General features: G+C 63.5%; 14 protein-coding genes. 13 read left to right on the top strand and 1 reads right to left on the bottom strand.

Translation table 11 applies throughout. The annotated features are described in order from the left end of the window. Positions 1-83 precede the first annotated feature (83 nt). Entirely contained in the window at positions 84-2,615 is a 2,532-nt protein-coding gene (locus tag E8L99_RS16570) for a primase-helicase family protein (RefSeq protein ID WP_137100585.1), read from the top strand. A 580-nt stretch (positions 2,616-3,195) separates the two neighbouring features. On the opposite strand, the gene E8L99_RS16565 is transcribed toward E8L99_RS16570, so the two are convergent. Next, entirely contained in the window at positions 3,196-3,534 is a 339-nt protein-coding gene (locus E8L99_RS16565) for a hypothetical protein (RefSeq protein WP_137100584.1), read from the bottom strand. A gap of 516 nt (positions 3,535-4,050) precedes the next feature. On the opposite strand from E8L99_RS16565, the gene E8L99_RS16560 reads away from it, so the two are divergent. The 12 genes from E8L99_RS16560 to E8L99_RS16505 all read left to right on the top strand — a co-directional run bounded on the left by E8L99_RS16560 (position 4,051) and on the right by E8L99_RS16505 (position 15,203). Further along, on the top strand, positions 4,051-4,593 hold the full coding sequence (locus E8L99_RS16560) for a hypothetical protein (protein ID WP_168201703.1): 543 nt from the start codon (positions 4,051-4,053) through the stop codon (positions 4,591-4,593). Positions 4,594-4,609: 16 nt separating this feature from the next. Then, positions 4,610-5,026, top strand: a complete 417-nt coding sequence (locus E8L99_RS16555; protein WP_137100582.1) for a head decoration protein — start codon at positions 4,610-4,612, stop codon at positions 5,024-5,026. A 4-nt stretch (positions 5,027-5,030) separates the two neighbouring features. Further along, positions 5,031-5,606: a hypothetical protein gene (locus tag E8L99_RS16550; RefSeq protein WP_137100581.1), complete on the top strand. Its 576-nt coding sequence runs from the start codon at positions 5,031-5,033 to the stop codon at positions 5,604-5,606. Positions 5,607-6,135: 529 nt separating this feature from the next. Beyond that, complete coding sequence (locus E8L99_RS16545; RefSeq protein WP_137100580.1) at positions 6,136-6,756, top strand: hypothetical protein; 621 nt, start codon at positions 6,136-6,138, stop codon at positions 6,754-6,756. Next, positions 6,740-8,608, top strand: coding sequence for a terminase gpA endonuclease subunit (locus tag E8L99_RS16540; protein ID WP_137100579.1), 1,869 nt, complete (start codon positions 6,740-6,742; stop codon positions 8,606-8,608). Before E8L99_RS16545 ends, E8L99_RS16540 begins: the two co-directional genes overlap by 17 nt. Beyond that, positions 8,559-8,993, top strand: a complete 435-nt coding sequence (locus E8L99_RS16535; protein ID WP_137100578.1) for a hypothetical protein — start codon at positions 8,559-8,561, stop codon at positions 8,991-8,993. The genes E8L99_RS16540 and E8L99_RS16535 overlap by 50 nt, the downstream gene beginning before the upstream one ends. A gap of 11 nt (positions 8,994-9,004) precedes the next feature. Then, positions 9,005-10,681: a phage portal protein gene (locus E8L99_RS16530; protein WP_137100577.1), complete on the top strand. Its 1,677-nt coding sequence runs from the start codon at positions 9,005-9,007 to the stop codon at positions 10,679-10,681. Continuing rightward, on the top strand, positions 10,681-10,962 hold the full coding sequence (locus E8L99_RS16525; RefSeq protein WP_137100576.1) for a gpW family head-tail joining protein: 282 nt from the start codon (positions 10,681-10,683) through the stop codon (positions 10,960-10,962). Before E8L99_RS16530 ends, E8L99_RS16525 begins: the two co-directional genes overlap by 1 nt. A gap of 1 nt (position 10,963) precedes the next feature. Further along, positions 10,964-11,662, top strand: a complete 699-nt coding sequence (locus tag E8L99_RS16520) for a hypothetical protein (RefSeq protein ID WP_137100575.1) — start codon at positions 10,964-10,966, stop codon at positions 11,660-11,662. A 95-nt stretch (positions 11,663-11,757) separates the two neighbouring features. Further along, entirely contained in the window at positions 11,758-12,090 is a 333-nt protein-coding gene (locus E8L99_RS16515) for a hypothetical protein (protein ID WP_137100574.1), read from the top strand. A gap of 180 nt (positions 12,091-12,270) precedes the next feature. Continuing rightward, positions 12,271-14,793: a phage tail tape measure protein gene (locus E8L99_RS16510; protein WP_137100573.1), complete on the top strand. Its 2,523-nt coding sequence runs from the start codon at positions 12,271-12,273 to the stop codon at positions 14,791-14,793. Continuing rightward, positions 14,793-15,203, top strand: coding sequence for a hypothetical protein (locus E8L99_RS16505; protein WP_137100572.1), 411 nt, complete (start codon positions 14,793-14,795; stop codon positions 15,201-15,203). Before E8L99_RS16510 ends, E8L99_RS16505 begins: the two co-directional genes overlap by 1 nt. Positions 15,204-15,235 lie beyond the last annotated feature (32 nt).

The following is a 15,235-nucleotide window of genomic DNA, read 5'->3' as shown; positions in this document are numbered from 1 at the left end:
CGTCGCCGCACGAGCGGGCGACAAAAAGAAGGGCCGGGCGAGGCAATCACCCTCGCACCGGCCCGCATTCACAAAGCAAGACAATGACTTACCCTATTTCAGACAGCGTATCAACCCCGGATCAGTCCGACACCGTCACGGTATTGAGGTCGAAGGGCCCTGAACTCCGGAAGACCATCAAATGGGATCCGAAGACCAAGTCCGGCAAGGTCACCAAAGGCTATGAGAACGCCAAGCGGTTCTCCTTTGAGATCGCGCCGGTCACTGACCTGAACAGCCTCGGCATCCTCATCGGCACCCTGTCCAAGGACCCCCGGACTTCCATCGTGTGGGGACACCCTGCGGACGGCATTGACCTGGCCGACACGAAGCGCGGCACGGCCACCCTTCGCGAGGTGCCGAGGCGCTGGACCTCGTTCGACATGGACAGCTTGCCGTTCGATCCGGACCTCTTCGACCCGATGAAGGAGCCTGAGGAGATCGTGCGGTTGGGTCGATCCTTCCTGCCGCCGGAGTTCCATAAGGTCCGGTGTTTTTACATGCTCACGGCGGGCTTTGGGCTCAAGGCCGGGATCGGGAAGATTCGCCTGTTCTTTTGGCTTGATGCCGAGGTCACACAGGCCGGAATGCGCCGATGGGTCGGCGGCGACAAGATGGGCGAGCGCCATGTTGACGCCTCGGTGTGGCGCCCGAGTCAGGTGATCTATACCGCGCGTCCGGCGATCGAGGGTGGCGGCAAGGATCCGCTGCCCAAGCGCTTCGGGTTCCTCGATGGTGCCGAGGCCGTGGCCGTGCCGCAGCGCGTGCTTGATGAGACCGATCTGGAGCGCCAGTTCACGACCGAGGGCGCGCGCCTCGTGCAGGAGGAAGAGGACAGCCTCGACGCCATCATGGAAATGAAGGCGTGGCTGGCATCCGAGTGGCGCGAGGCGGGCGCGGGTTCCGAAGGAACGCGCCGACCGTTCATCATGCAGCGCTCCAACCTGCTGATCGATTACAACCTCTCCATGGACACGGCGGTCGGCCTGTTCGAGGAGCTGTTCCGCGAGAACGGCGTCGATGAGGAGATGGTCGGCGAGATCCGCGATATTGTTGAGCGCTTCGCTCGCAAGAGGACTTTGCCGCCCGGATGGTCGAAGCGCGTGATCGGCGCTGGGCAGTTCAATGCCGTGACCGATGAGGACGACGCAGGCGCACCCCAGACGCGCACCGCGGGCGGCAAAGCCACCGAGCCCGAAGCCGAGCCCACGACGTTGCGCGGATGGTTCCTCCGGTACAATCGCAAATATGCGCGGGTGAGCATGGAGGGCGCATCGAAGGTCGCGACAATCGTCGAAGACTCGCGAGGCATCCGCCGGTTCACGCTCTCATCCTATGAGCATTTCAGGCAGCACAGGGGGGAGGACGTCTTCTATGTGGACAGCAAGGCGGCGAGCCTCGCACACGGCTCCCGCGACGTTGATGCCCCGGAATCGGATGAGGAGACGCGCAAGCCGATCCAGGTCGCCAGCGCTTGGCTCGCGAGCAAGGTCGCCCGGAAATACGAAACGAGCGAGTTCCTCCCGGGCAAGCCGCAGGCCGAATGCGGAACGGCCTTCAACACTTGGATGGGCTGGGGGGTGAAGGAGAAGCCCGGCGGCAGTTTCGACATGTTCACGGACCACGTCCTCAATACCATCTGCAGCGGCGACAAGGCGCTCGACACTTGGATATGGGACTGGCTGGCGTCGATCTTCCAGACACCCATGGAAAAGCCCAGTGTGGCCGTGGCGCTAGTCTCGAAAGAGCACGGCACGGGCAAGACGATCTTCGGCAAGGTGATCGGTCGGCTCCTCGGCAACCACTACACGTCCATGTCTAGCTCGGAACACCTTCTCGGCAGGTTCAATGCGTCCCAGAGCAATGCCCTTCTGATACAGGGTGAAGAAGCGTTCTGGTCGAAAGATAAGAAGGCTGAGAACAAGCTTAAGGATCTGATCTCCGCCGACGAAGGTCAGATCGAGCGCAAGGGGGTTGATGCCGCACCGGCCCGGAAATTCGCCCGGTTGCTGGTCACCACCAACGCAGACGCGGCGATCCCCGCCGTTGTAGGCGAGCGGAGGTGGACAATTTGCAGGGTGTCCCCGAAGCGGACGCAGGACACGGGCTTCTTCAAGGCCATGATGGTTGAACTGGAGAACGGAGGGTACGAGGCGCTCTTGCACCACCTCCTCCGGCGCCAGATCACGACGGACCTGCACAAGCCGTATGTGACCGAGGAACTGCAGAACCAGATCGATCACAATCGCCCGGCGTGGCAGGACTGGGTCGCCGATGAACTGCGAGAGCAGGAACTGTGGCACCGGGACGGTGACGAGAAGGGCCGTATCTTCCTCGACAGCAAGGAGATCCTGAGCCGCTACCGGGACGGCACCAAGCTTCACGGCGAGCGCTACCATACGAAATGGAGCCAGCTATTCCCCGAGCTTGTTCGGATCGGCATGGTGGCGCCGGGATACAAGGGGAAAGGGTCGCGCGGCCCCGCCGATCCCGAGACCGGGGTGAGGCCGTGGGGTGTCTACCTCCGACCTCTGGACGAGGCCGAAGAAGCCTTCACCAAGGCGACGACCATGTGATTGCCGCGACGATCGGGGGCGCTTCGGTGCCTCCGATCTGGCCCCTGCGGGTAGGGACCATTTTCAGGAAAGCACGTTTCGGGGACAGACCAACAGTCTTCACTATTTGCGGGCCGACACGACGTCACGGACAGCGTGTAAATTCCGACACGACGTCACGGACAGCGTGTAATTATGTCCCACGGTCCCTGTCACCAGATCTCTCATGGGACCGAAAAAGAGACGGGAATTGTCCAGTATAATCAAAACCATAACTCATATTCTTATACTCTGTCCCCTATGTCCCCTAATAATAGAGATATACGGGAGGTACATATAATAGGCCGGATATACATGACAGCGTGACATGCGCACCCCGTATATAGCTCCTGTATAGCGAGTGCACCAAAACAGGGGGACAAATGGGACGGCGGGACAAGCCCATATCGGCACCACCTGAGAGTGAGCGCGGCTGACACGGTGCCACTAGATACCCGGCACCCAGCGCACCCGGCGTGGTCATGCAACCGGCTCCCGATCAGTCGCCCGATAGCTAGCAGCTGCAAGGCGGAGCGACGGTGGAGCGACGACGGAGCGATGGTCAGCGGCGCGCTGCTGGTCCGCAAGGATCAGGGTTCCGGCTGACCTGAACCAGCGTGATATTGCCGTTATAGATTCCAGCGCAAACCGGTTGCCGGGCGAAGTATGCCCCGGACAGCACGGTCACCAGACCAGCGAAGGCTCCAGTAGCGACACCACCTGCGTTCGTGAATGAATTTCCAGCGATATTGACCTGCAATTGGCGGCTCGCACTTCCACCCGAGCCGACAACCGCGATGCTGATAACCGGCCCTTGGACCCAGACCATACGCTGTTGGGCTTGGGCTGGCGCGGCAAGGGCCAAGGCGAAGAGTGCGGCGGCAAGAGACTTCTGGATCATGGTTCCCCCAACGTCATGTCACCTGAGCGGACCACGTCCCGGGATCTCTCGCAAGTCAGTTTGATCCGCTCCAGGTCGCTCGGCATTCTCCCGCCGTGACCGGGAAACGGGGGCAGGACGGCAATTGACAGCACCTCGGCTAGGGTGATGCCGGAGAAGTCGAGATCGCCCGTCCTAGGCTTATTTCTGGCGATAGTTTAACCGATCCTTGCCAAGTAAGACTTTCTTATAGGTGCCCCTGAATACTGACACGCTGTCAATATAATAAAAGTGACAACCCGTTGATATCACGCGCTTTTCTCAGTTTGACGAGATAGCGGATCGGCTGTATTCTTGAATAGTCGATTGAGCCGGTTCGTCCTTGCTGGATCTCGACAATTGCGGACCCGTCCTTATTGATAAGACCTTGTCCGGTCTATGGGTGGGACGGGTCCGCCATCCTCACAACCTGAACCTAACCACCCTGCCCGGCTCTCCGGCGCGGGCCATTTGCGCTATGGCGCTGGAGAACACCCCATGTCCCGAACGAAACACACGGCAGCCGCCGCAGACGCTGAGGCTATGGCCGACGCTGCCCTCTCGACCGATGATGCCGAGCCCGGCGTCTACTCGACCCTGTCCCCGGAAGAGCGAGTCGAACAGGCCAAGATCGACGCGTTCCATGCGCGGCTGCTGCAGGAACGTCTCGACCAAGCCACGGCCTCGCATGCCGACCTGGTGGCGAAGAATGAGCCCTCAACCCGTGAACGGCTGGCGGCTGAGATTATCCCATTGGAACGCCTCGAGGAGGTCTGTCGCGACTTCGACATCGCGGCCAATTGCCGAGCCGACTTTGCTTCGCGGCGGCTGCCCAAGGTCGAGTTGGCCGACTATGCGACCGATGGTCTTTCGGCGGCAAAGTGGGTTCAGGCCCGCGCGCACATCCCGGCGGCTCGCATCGTCGCCAAATTCCTCCGGCCCGAGCCTCCGCAGGCTTTCGGATCGTGGTCATGGGATCCGCGCCGCTGGCAGTGGCTGGACAACACTGGCAACCCTCACAACCCGGCCCGCGCGGCCTGATCAAGGATCCTGAACCATGTCCGTCCCGAATGAGCGTGCCCATCAGGGCACCGTCGACTCCCTCGTGCACATTCCGCTGTTCCTCCAATCCGGCGAGGGCTCCTATTCCACCGTCCCGCGCGTCATCGCGGCTGGCCAGATCCTCCCGACCGGCGCTGTGCTCGGAGAGGCCGACACCGGCCCCGATGCTGGCATGGTCAAGCTGTCGGACCCGGCGGCGACCGATGGATCTCAGAAGCCGCGATTTGTGAACGTGCACCGCATCAACACGGCGGCATCCGGCGCCAACGGCCCGGTCAATCTGTCCGTCGCGACGGGTGGAATGCTGAACGAGGCGGCTCTCGTCTATGCGCCCGGCTGGACAATGCTTGACCTGAAGATCGCGCTCCGGGCCGTCGGCTTCGGCGTGAAGTCGCAGGGCTTCTCAGGATAGCGCCATGGCCAACGTGTCCATGCATGTTCAGGCTGACTTCGGCCCGCTCACCGCGGCCATGGCCACACTGAGCAACGGTGAGATCGTGAAGGCGATCCGGGCAGGCGTTGACGGCGCGGCGCGTGATGCCCGGCGCGAAACCATGGTTGCGATGGCGGCTGACATGGGCATTCCTCAGTCGCGGTTCCGCGACGCCACGCCTCTCGTGCAAGGCTCCAGCGCGGCCACGCTCACGGCCACATGGCGGGTGAGCAAGCTGCGGATCGGCATCGCGAACGTGGCTGGCGCGTCCATCAGCAAGGGCAGCGGCCTCTCGGCATCGGTGCACCGGCTCAACCCGGGCAAGTCAACCGCGCTCCGCCTGCCGAAGGCGTTCCAGGTCAAGGCCAACGGTGGATCATTCATCGCAGTCCGCAAGGGTTCGGCGAGGAAGCCTATCAAGGCGATCTACGGTGAACACCCGGCGACGTCGCTGGCTCAGCCCGGGCCGGTCCAAGAGCTGTGGAAGCGGACGGCAACGCGCTCGCTCTCGGAGCGGCTGGGCACTGCGGTGCAGGCTGCCCTCGACAACCGGCGTTGAAGCCCGGCCCCGGCCCCTATCGTGTAGGTGCACGATACCTTGTGACAATGGTTGTGCGATTAGCGCACGAGTCGCCCTCCGGCCCGCCCGGTAGCTGCGCTGTCAACCGATCAGTTGAGACATCAGTTTGGTCTGGTCATCGGTGATGCCCTCGACCACGGCGACCCCCACACCTGCCGCCCCTGTAGGTGTGGGGATAGCCCGGCCCCCGCCCCCTGTGTCAGCTGACCTGATGTCATCGTGTACATGCACGACGCATCAACCGGACATCACCGGCCACGACGTGAAGCAGCGTCTGACTTGTATCATGCGACATCAACCACCCACGCAATGAGCGCATGGCTCGACGCGTTGTCATACGCGTCTGGGGTCCTCCTAGCGCATAGCTGATATGCGTTGCGGTCCGCGGCCCCACTTCTTTCGTTCGGTCTGGTCATTTTTTCACGAAATATCAGTTACTTAGCAGCCGTCGTTACGGCGCTAGGGGTCCAAAAGTGGACACCCAGTTCCCTCCGAGGCGCTCCGAGCCATGTCCAAAAGCACGACGAAACCGACGAAGCCATCGAAAGCTGTATCACCCGGCACGATGGGGCCGAAGGAGATCGCAACCAAATACGGCCTGTCATACCAGACGGTAGCCCGCAAGATCCGCGAAATGCTGCCCCAGGTTGAGCCCGGGCGCTACGACTCCGAATTGGTCGACATGGTGATGCCGGAATTGATCGCGTCGATCGACGTGGGCAAGGCCATGGGCGCCGCAGCTGGAGGCGACAAGGACAGCAGCCTTGCGGGCCTCGGCATCACGCCACGAGGCGAGAACGGCGGCAAGATCCATGCGCGCAACGATGCGAGTGAGCGGCTCGCATTGGCCAAGATACAATCGGAGGAGGCTAAGGCAGCGAAAATGACGCTGGCTGTCGAAAAGGAGCGCGGCAACCTGATCGACAGGGAAGCGGCTCGCCGCGCAGGTGCCAACTTCGCGGCCCGCGTTCGACAGGCCCTGTTTTCCGTGCCGATCCGCGTCTCGACACGCCTCATCGGCCTGCAGGACGCGGCATCAATCGCGCGGATCATTGACGACGAGCTACGCGATGCCCTCGGCACGCTCGCCGACCTAGAGGATATTCCCAAGCATGCGCGCGACCAATGACGCGGACGATATTCTTAAGGCGATGCTCGCCGCGCTTGTCCCGCCGAAGCGCATCACTCCGGGTGAATGGGTAGAGAAAAACCTCGAGCTTCCGGCATCTGCAGTCGCCATCCCCGGCCCCATCAAGCTGTTCCCTTATCAAAAGGCCATCCTTGATGAGGTGTACAATCCTAGGACAACAACCCTCGTCCTTAAGACAGCGGCCCAAATCGGAAAATCGTTGCTCATGGACTCGGCGATCTCTTATCTCGTCGCCAACGAGCCCGGCCCCATGCTTCTGGTGCAGCCGACAACCTCAGCGGTTGAGAGCTACGTGCAGACTAGGCTTGTGCCGCTCTTCGCGGGCTGTCGCGCGCTGCCAAGGATCGACGGCCCCCTAAATCGGCTGAACTTCGACGGCGGCACACTGCACAGCGGCAGTTCCCACAAAGCCGAAGATCTGGCATCGAAGTCCATAAAATATTTGTTCCTCGACGAGGTCGATCGCTTCGCCCAATCCGCAGGATCCGGCACCGGAAACGGAGAAGGGGATCCAGTGCAGCTAAGTATTGCGAGAACCACCTCTTTTCCAGAGACGAAAAAGATCATCCTCGCCTCGACCCCGACATTTCGCGGCAGCCGAATTGAGACATGGTTCAATCGTGGCGACCAGCGCGAATACAGGACGTCATGCCCTCACTGCGGCGGGATATCGACATTCGGCTTTGACGAGCTTCGGTGGACGAAGGGCAAACCCCAGACAGCACACCTCGAATGCCCGGCATGTCTGGAGAAGATTCACGAGGCCCAACGCCAAGAAATGCTCCTCAGCGGGTTTTGGGAGGCAAATGCAGAAGGCGAGCCCGGCACCGTCTCGTTCCACCTGTCCGCCTTCGCCAACCCTCGGAAGGCGCTATCCGAGATTGTTCAGGAATACGAAGCCGCCTTGGCTTCCGGCGCGCTGCAGGCGTTCCACAATCTGGTCCTTGGGCTCTCGACCTCGGCAGAGGAACTGTCCTTGTCGGACGGGGACCTACAGGCCCGGGCAGAACAGATCAGCCTCGACCTGATCCCCGATCAAGTCGTTGCGTTGACATGCGGGTGCGACGTTCAGGGAAACAGAATCGAGGCGACCATCATCGGACATGCCGCGACCGGAGAGTCGTGGGTCCTCGACCACAAGATTCTGTTCGGCGACACCTCCGGCCCTGAGCCGTGGCGCCAGCTGGAGGAGCTTCTAACCGGCACTTGGGTGACCGAAGACGGAAAGCACGAGGTGACGATCTTCGCCACCCTCGTGGACTCTGGGTACATTTCCGAGACGGTCTATCTGGCCTGCCGCCACCTCAGATCGCGCGTCCCGAGGATCTACCCGTCGAAGGGTACCGCGGGCTTTGACAAGCCCTTCGCGCGTCAAGGCGCGTTCTATGACCCGGCGGGCAGGATCATGCTTGTCGGTGCCGATCGCGCGAAAATGGACGTGCAGAAAAGGCTCTCGGAGGTCGAACACGGCCCCCGTTATCTGCATTTGCCGGACCACCTGCCGGAAACCTACTTCACCGGCCTGACCTCGGAAAAGCTAGTCCGGAAGGTGGACAAGCGCGGTTACACGAAACTGATCTTCGAAAAACTGCACCCCAGCATCCGAAACGAGCCGCTCGATTGCGCGGCGCTCGCTCTTGCTGCGGCACACCTCCTGAAGCTGGAGCGGATCAAACCCCGCCCCCGGCAAGCCACCTCGACCCACCACACAAGCGCACCGGCCAAGCCAACCATGGCCGAACTGGCGCGCGCCCTCAATCAAGCTACCAATGGAGTCCCCAATGGCACGAGCCCCCAAGAATATCCCGGCAGCCGCCGCTCTTTCCCCTGACGTCGTCACGGCCCAGATCCGCGCCGCGGTAGACGATGCCGTGATGGCCGACCGGATCCGCATCTGGTCCATCATGGAAACCGATGCCGCAAAGGCACGCCCGGCGCTCGCCGCAGAACTGGCAATCATGCAAGGCATGTCCGCTGAGAACGCGCTGACGATCCTCGGCAAGGTGCCCGCCGAAGACCCGACCTTCGCCGCGATCAACCGGCAAGCCGACGCCTTCACGGCCCTGATGGCCCAGGTCGGCAGCACCGGCATCCCCTTCGAACCGACCGCCCCGGCAGCCGCCGCGCGCGCTGGCGAGTTGAGCCCGGAGCGCGCCGAACAGATCGCCCATTTCGCCAAGAAGGCATCCGGCCTGCCGTTCAACCCGGGCTTCTGAGGATCTCAACCATGGAAATCACCCACAACCTGCCGGAGCTTCCGGCGGGCACGGCCTCGGCTGTCCCGACGTCTGGCGTCGGCCCGGTCACGGCTGGCTTCATGAGCGGGAGCGACGGGAAATCCGGACGGCTCTCATGGGCGCGCTACGCCAACAATACCGGCCTCGGATTCGGATGGAGCTATCAGGCGGCTGTCCCTCACGCGGAAGGCCCCCGGATCTCGGCAGCGCTGACGGATCTCCAGACCGGCAACAGCTTGGTCGCGACGATTGTCGATCAGGCCGCGACGAGCATTTGCGGGGAAGGCCTCACGCTCTCCTCGCGGATCGACGCCACGGCCCTCGGCATCACGCCCGACGAGGCGAAGAAGCTGTCGCGCGACATCGAACGAGAGTGGAACGGCTACGCCTCGTCGCCGCTCGAATGCGACCTGGCAGGTGTCAGCGATTTTCATCAGCTGGCTTTCGCGGGCTGCCGTTCGTATTTGCTCTCTGGGGAGATTTTGACCTCCAGCGAGTGGTATCGCGACGGCCTGTCGCGCTACGGCACCAAGGTTCGGCTCCTCGACCCGCTGCAGCTTTCCAGCCGCCACGAGAAGCAAGGCCCGCTGGACGGCCCGCGCTGTTACCGCGGCGTCTGGCTTGACGCGAAAGGGCGCGTCACCGGCTACAGCGTCATGCCGAAGCCTGCCGGGTCCAATATCTCCAGCGGGATCCCGGTCAACGTCCGCGCCCGATCGGCATGGGGCCGTCCTCAGGTCGCGCTGATCTTCGAAGCGACGGCACCCGGACAGGTTCGCGGCGCCAGCCCGTTGGTCGCGGCGGCAACGCCTGCCCTCGACCACGCGAACGCCCTAGAGTTCACTCTAGCCTCGTTCCTCCTCAGGTCGCAGTTTGCGGCCACTATTGAGTCGGAACTGCCTAGCAACCTTGCTTTGGCGGGACTTGGCGTGAATGACGAGCTTTCGGCAACCTTGCCGGGATCGCGCGGCACCGGCATTTCCCCGTCGCTGACGAACGGGACCACCCTCGATGCCATGATGGCGTCACGGGCTGGCTTCTATTCCGAAGCAAAGGTCCAAGCCAATCCCGGCACATTCTCGCACCTGCACCCCGGCGACAAGCTGAGATTCAACACGGCGGACGCCAACGGGAATGATTTCGAGCCGTTCGAACGTTCCTTGGCTCGATCGGCAGCGGCTGCCGCCGGGTTGGCCTACGAAACGGTGAGCGGCGACTACAGCAAGACCTCGTTCTCAGCGGCCCGCCTCGCCATCCAGGTTCCGCATAGGATCACGCTCCGCCGTCGGAAGGTCATCGCGCGCTTCTATCAGCTGCACTTCGAAGCGTGGCTTGAGGAAGCGGTTGCCACGGGCCGCGTCGTGCTGCCGCGTCGTCTCATGGGCGGCTTTTACCCCCACCGCGCGGCCCTGATTTCTGCGGTTTGGTCTGGAGCCGGTGCGATTGTCGCCGACCCGCTGAAGCAGGCGCAAGCCGACGTCCTGAGGGTCGAGAACCACCTCGACAGCTTGACAGCGATCCACGCGGCTCAGGGCAGTGATTTCGAGCAATTCGTTGAGCAACGGAAGCGAGAGAATGACCTCCTCCGCGCCGCAGGCCTCACCCCCGCCGACGCCATCCCCACGAGGCGCGGCACCCGCGACCCCAACCATGCGGAGCGAGACTAATGGCCATCACGACCACCTATGACCCGTGCGCCCGGCTGGCGACGCTCCGGAACGCCCTAGACGAGTTGCTCACCGGCCAACGCCTGATGCGAGCCCGCGATAATACGGCGAGTGGCGACCGGGAGGTCGCGTTCGCAAATGCCCGGCCCGAAGACCTTCGGGTCGAGATCCGGCGCCTCGAAATCGAATGTGCCGCCGCGCAAGGCCAATCAACGGCCCGATCGATCCGCGTCGGCCCGACATCCATCCCCGGCTTTGACCGGCGCAACAGGTATCGCTGACATGGCGCGCCCTACCCTACGAACCGACCACGAGATCGCCAAGGCGGCATCCATCTACAAGGTCATCCCGGTTGCCTTGTTCGAAGCCTGCCGCCGCGTCGAAGCGACCCAGCCGGATCTCGGAACCATCCCTTTCGAGATCGCGTGCATCAGCCTGGCGCGCCAGCTGGACGCCGACGGCTACAGCACCCCCGGCGTTGCCGCCCCAGCCGCTCCCGCCGCGCCGATGCCACCCCCGGCCCCTCCCCGGGCCAAGGATCCGCGCATCGCGCTGTTGAAAGAGATCAGCGCGCTCCCCGAAGCCCAGACAGCGCCCGACAGCCTGATCGTTGAGCTATCGGTGACGCCCGGCATGACGGCCCAGACGGCGAGCGCGTTCCTTCGATCCCGGCAACCGGCAACGCCCCTCGTGCTGCCGCCGGTCACCGCGGCCCCGGCGCCTCTCGCCATCCGATCGCTGGAGCTTGCGTCAAGCACGGCGCGCGCCTCCGGCGACTGGGATCGCGTCAACCGCCTCGACACGGCACTGGCAGCCGTCCGGCGCGGCGTCCCCGTCGAAAAGGCCTGTGCTGCGGCTGGGGTGGAACCTCCCCGGCTGATCCCGACAGAGCCCCTCGATACCGCGGTGACCGCGGCCAACCGAGCTACGGCTGGGAAAGAAGCGTCATTGCGCGCTTGGGCGGCTGGGGTCCGCTCCTAGAGCCCAGACGGCGCGCCGCACCTACCACAACGACCACTCAACCGACCACCCAATGTCCCGCGCCGATGAGCCGGGCAACGCTGAAGGATTATCCAATGCCTGTCACCTACAAGCTTTCCGAGCCGCTCCAGACCCACAAGGGTGAGATCCGCGAACTCGTCTTCAAGGCGCCGCGCGCCCGCGCGTTCCTCGACTACGGCACCCCGCTGGTGACCACGTTCACCGAGAACCGGGATGGAACGGTGAGCTATCGCAACAGCTTCGACTATGCGTGCTGTTTCAAGTTCATGGCGGAAATGTCCGGCGTCGATCAGTCCGACCTGGAGATGATGGCGGCTGCCGACCTCAACGAGGCGCTTGCGTCCATGGTGTCGGCCTTCGCTCCGTCCGTGGGGGCGAAAGACCCTTTGGAGAACTCAAACAGCTGATGGCTCACCTCATCTTCGGGCTCGAAATGGCCCCGAGTGAGGTCGAGAACATGCAGCTGGACCGGATGATCATGTACCTCGAAATGGGGTCCAAGTACCGGAAACAACAGGCTCAATTGAGCAAATGACGCCACGGGGCGCGCGAATGCGCTCCGGACGGCCTCCTATGGGATCACCCACATGAGCAATCCGAGCGTAACGGCAACAGTTTCAGCCGTAGACAACGCTACAGCCGTCTTCCTGAAGGTCGCGCAGGAAGCGAAGCGGCTATCCGACGCGTTCAAGCAGATCGGCGCGGCCAATATCCAGATCGGCGGCATCGATCAGGCAGCCTCCAAGGTCGGCGCCCTCAACACGGCCCTTGGCCATACCGTCACGATGCAGTCGCGGCTGGCGTCGGGCTTCCGTGCGATCGGCACGTCTGTCGGCGCAAGCCTTGGCGGCGTCATCGCCTCGCTCCCGGTGCAGATGGCCCGGGTCGCGCGTGAGATGGACACCATCCGCACCGACCTCAACGTCTTCGGCGACGTGTCCGGCCCGGATCTCGCCCGAGCCGAAGCGATCGCGCGCAATTCCCGCGCTCTCACCCCCGAAGGCTACGCTGGCAACATGCGTGGCATCATGGAGTTGATCAAAGCCGGTATCCCGCAGGCGTCGGCAGCTTCGGCCCTCGACCATGTGCAGATGTACGCGCGCATGACCGGCCAACCGATGGCCAAGGCTGCCGAGGAACTCGCGCAGATAGTCTTTATGCAGCGGCAGGTTCGGGCAGAAACCGAGCGCACCGTTGGCGAGGGTCGCAACCGCCGGACATATCGCGTCGGCGATCAGATCCCAGTCGAATTGGCGACCTCCAACGAGGTTCAGACCGCATTCACCGAGACATCGGGCCGCTTGCTTCGCGTCAACCGCCTTGCCCCCGGCGGCATGCAGCAAACCGCCCAATTCTATAAGTTTGCCCAGCCTGCGGCGCACGGCTTCCAGGTTCCCGCTGATCAGCTTGATGCCATGGGCATCGCGCTGGCGCGCAACGGCATCATGGGCGCCGAAGCCGGTAACGCCCTCCGCTCCGGCTGGGCACGTCTGGCAAGCCCGCGTGGCCCCGGGCGCACGGCACTGGCAGCCAATGGCATCCGCTGGGAAGATGTCGTGTCGATCGACCCGACGCTGATCAATGCGCGCGGCTTCAACTCGGCACTCGAAAGCCGGATTGGTCGGCTCTCTCCTCAGCATCGCAGGCGGTTCGAGGCTGACTTCGCCAAGTATCAGGCGGACCTTGCCACGGCGCGCGCGCTTCAGGATCCGGAGGCACGCAAGAACGCTGAGAACGCGGCGCTGGAGGCCCAGCGTGAACGGCTGGGTGCATCACTGCAGGCAACCGGCGACCGTCGTTTCAGCGACCGCGCGAAGCAGCAGAATTTCCTGAGCACCTACATGTCGAACGCGGCGACACAGGTCGATCTCATCAAGATGATCCGGCAGCTTAAGGAAAAAGGTGCGGGCATCGGTGCGTTCAACAACATTTTCGGTCAGGAAATGGGTTCGCGTCTGTTCGCAATGCCAATCGAACAGCTGGATTCGATCCAAGGCGAGCTTGAGAAACAGCGCGCGGCAGAGGTCTTTGCCGAGGCGCGGCGGAAGCTGTTCGAAGCCTTCACCACGTCGCTCAATGACCTTGGGTCGGCAACCAACTCGTTCCTCGACCGGATCACCAAGCCGTTCACGGACGTTCTCACGCCCATGTTCAACCGGGCTGCCGCCGGGTTGAAGAGCCTCACCGGAAGCCTGACCGACACGCAGGCCATGGCTCTCGGTGCCGGGTCCGTCATCGCGGGTCTCGCCACCTCTATCGGCTTGCTGCGTGGTGCCGTGGCCTTGCTAGGCCTTGGCGGCGCGGGTGCTGGTGCAGCTGGCGGCATCGGTGCGGCAGCTGGTGCGGCTGGCGTGGCGATCAGCGGCCTGATCGGCTGGATTGGCGGTCTGGGTGTCGCGGCCTCGCTGGTGGCCGAACGCCTTCGCGTCGCTCTTGAGCCGACGATCCGGCGCGACATCGAGGCCCGAAACAACGTGCCCAACCCCGGCGCCGCGATCGGCGATCAGCCCGACCTGGCGCTCAGGCAAGGGACGGTCGACGAAAACCGCAGGTGGCGTGAAGCCAATCAGCGGCGATCGGCAGACCGGGACTTCTACGGCCCCGATTCACCGCACACGCCCAACTACACCCCGTCGCGGGATCCTGTCGGCGATGCCGTGGCGACATTTGTCCCGGCGGCGCTCCGGCTGTTCCGTGACACGCTCTTCCCCCAGCCGGGACGCGCGGGCCTCTGGGAAATGGGCGGAGGCGGCAGCCCGGCTCGGATCCCGTCAACGATCCCGAACCTCGACCCTGCGGACTATGAACGCAGCTACCGAGCCCAGCGGGAGCGCGACCGAGATCCGGAAGGTGCACGAGGCCGTGCTTTCAACCGGGTGCACGGTGACACGCCTCAATCGAGCGTGTCGGTGACCGGAACTGCCGAGGTGCGGAACGAGGTGAAAGTCTCAGTTGAGGCTGGCGCCATGTTCGCGGTGCACGTTGCCCAGATCGCCCGTGACGCGGTCATGCCGCTGATCAACGGCGTGAACACCGGCCGAGGCATGGGCGGATCGCAGGGTGTCTCGGCACCTGGTGCAACGGCCACGCCCTCGACAGGAGTCCAATGATGATCGGGGGCACCTTCTTCACCAAGGCGCTGGGCAAGATCCATGGCGGCATCGATCAGGCCTTCGGCGAGCCCGTGCAACTGCAACCGCAGGTGACCAAGCCCAACTACGGCACCCAGCCGGATCCGTCACGCCCGCCGGTCACGTTCACAGCCGTCGTGCACTTGGACAGCGGGCCGCGTCACCTCGGCAAGATGGGCTCACGAGACCACGAGCCGATCGTGACCACGCGCGGCCCTTGCCTGCACTTCGACGCCTCGCAGCTGCCCTATCAGCCTCAGCGTGGCGATCGGATCCTGCACCTGAACTCGAGCCGGGTCTTTGAAGTCCGAACCGTCCTGAAATCCGGCACGGGCCGCACTGAACTCGAGTTGACCCAGCTGGGCATCGATACGCCCGACCCTCTGTAAGCCATCGCGCCGCGCCGGTCCCTCCGGTGCGG

Origin of the sequence: Phreatobacter aquaticus, assembly GCF_005160265.1 — a bacterium.
Classification (GTDB): Bacteria; Pseudomonadota; Alphaproteobacteria; order Rhizobiales; family Phreatobacteraceae; genus Phreatobacter; species Phreatobacter aquaticus.
Note: the sequence above shows the minus strand (reverse complement) of the source record. Positions and strands in the feature narration are given on the sequence as shown.

Bases quoted from the DNA above. Each gene is read 5' to 3' on its own strand.
- E8L99_RS16505 (WP_137100572.1), top strand. From the start codon at position 14,793: ATGATCGGGGGCACCTTCTTCACCAAGGCGCTGGGCAAGATCCATGGC.
- E8L99_RS16525 (WP_137100576.1), top strand. From the start codon at position 10,681: ATGGCCATCACGACCACCTATGACCCGTGCGCCCGGCTGGCGACGCTC.
- E8L99_RS16545 (WP_137100580.1), top strand. From the start codon at position 6,136: ATGTCCAAAAGCACGACGAAACCGACGAAGCCATCGAAAGCTGTATCA.
- E8L99_RS16510 (WP_137100573.1), top strand. From the start codon at position 12,271: ATGAGCAATCCGAGCGTAACGGCAACAGTTTCAGCCGTAGACAACGCT.
- E8L99_RS16515 (WP_137100574.1), top strand. From the start codon at position 11,758: ATGCCTGTCACCTACAAGCTTTCCGAGCCGCTCCAGACCCACAAGGGT.
- E8L99_RS16530 (WP_137100577.1), top strand. From the start codon at position 9,005: ATGGAAATCACCCACAACCTGCCGGAGCTTCCGGCGGGCACGGCCTCG.
- E8L99_RS16570 (WP_137100585.1), top strand. From the start codon at position 84: ATGACTTACCCTATTTCAGACAGCGTATCAACCCCGGATCAGTCCGAC.
- E8L99_RS16550 (WP_137100581.1), top strand. From the start codon at position 5,031: ATGGCCAACGTGTCCATGCATGTTCAGGCTGACTTCGGCCCGCTCACC.
- E8L99_RS16540 (WP_137100579.1), top strand. From the start codon at position 6,740: ATGCGCGCGACCAATGACGCGGACGATATTCTTAAGGCGATGCTCGCC.
- E8L99_RS16520 (WP_137100575.1), top strand. From the start codon at position 10,964: ATGGCGCGCCCTACCCTACGAACCGACCACGAGATCGCCAAGGCGGCA.
- E8L99_RS16535 (WP_137100578.1), top strand. From the start codon at position 8,559: ATGGCACGAGCCCCCAAGAATATCCCGGCAGCCGCCGCTCTTTCCCCT.
- E8L99_RS16560 (WP_168201703.1), top strand. From the start codon at position 4,051: ATGTCCCGAACGAAACACACGGCAGCCGCCGCAGACGCTGAGGCTATG.
- E8L99_RS16555 (WP_137100582.1), top strand. From the start codon at position 4,610: ATGTCCGTCCCGAATGAGCGTGCCCATCAGGGCACCGTCGACTCCCTC.
- E8L99_RS16565 (WP_137100584.1), bottom strand. From the start codon at position 3,534: ATGATCCAGAAGTCTCTTGCCGCCGCACTCTTCGCCTTGGCCCTTGCC.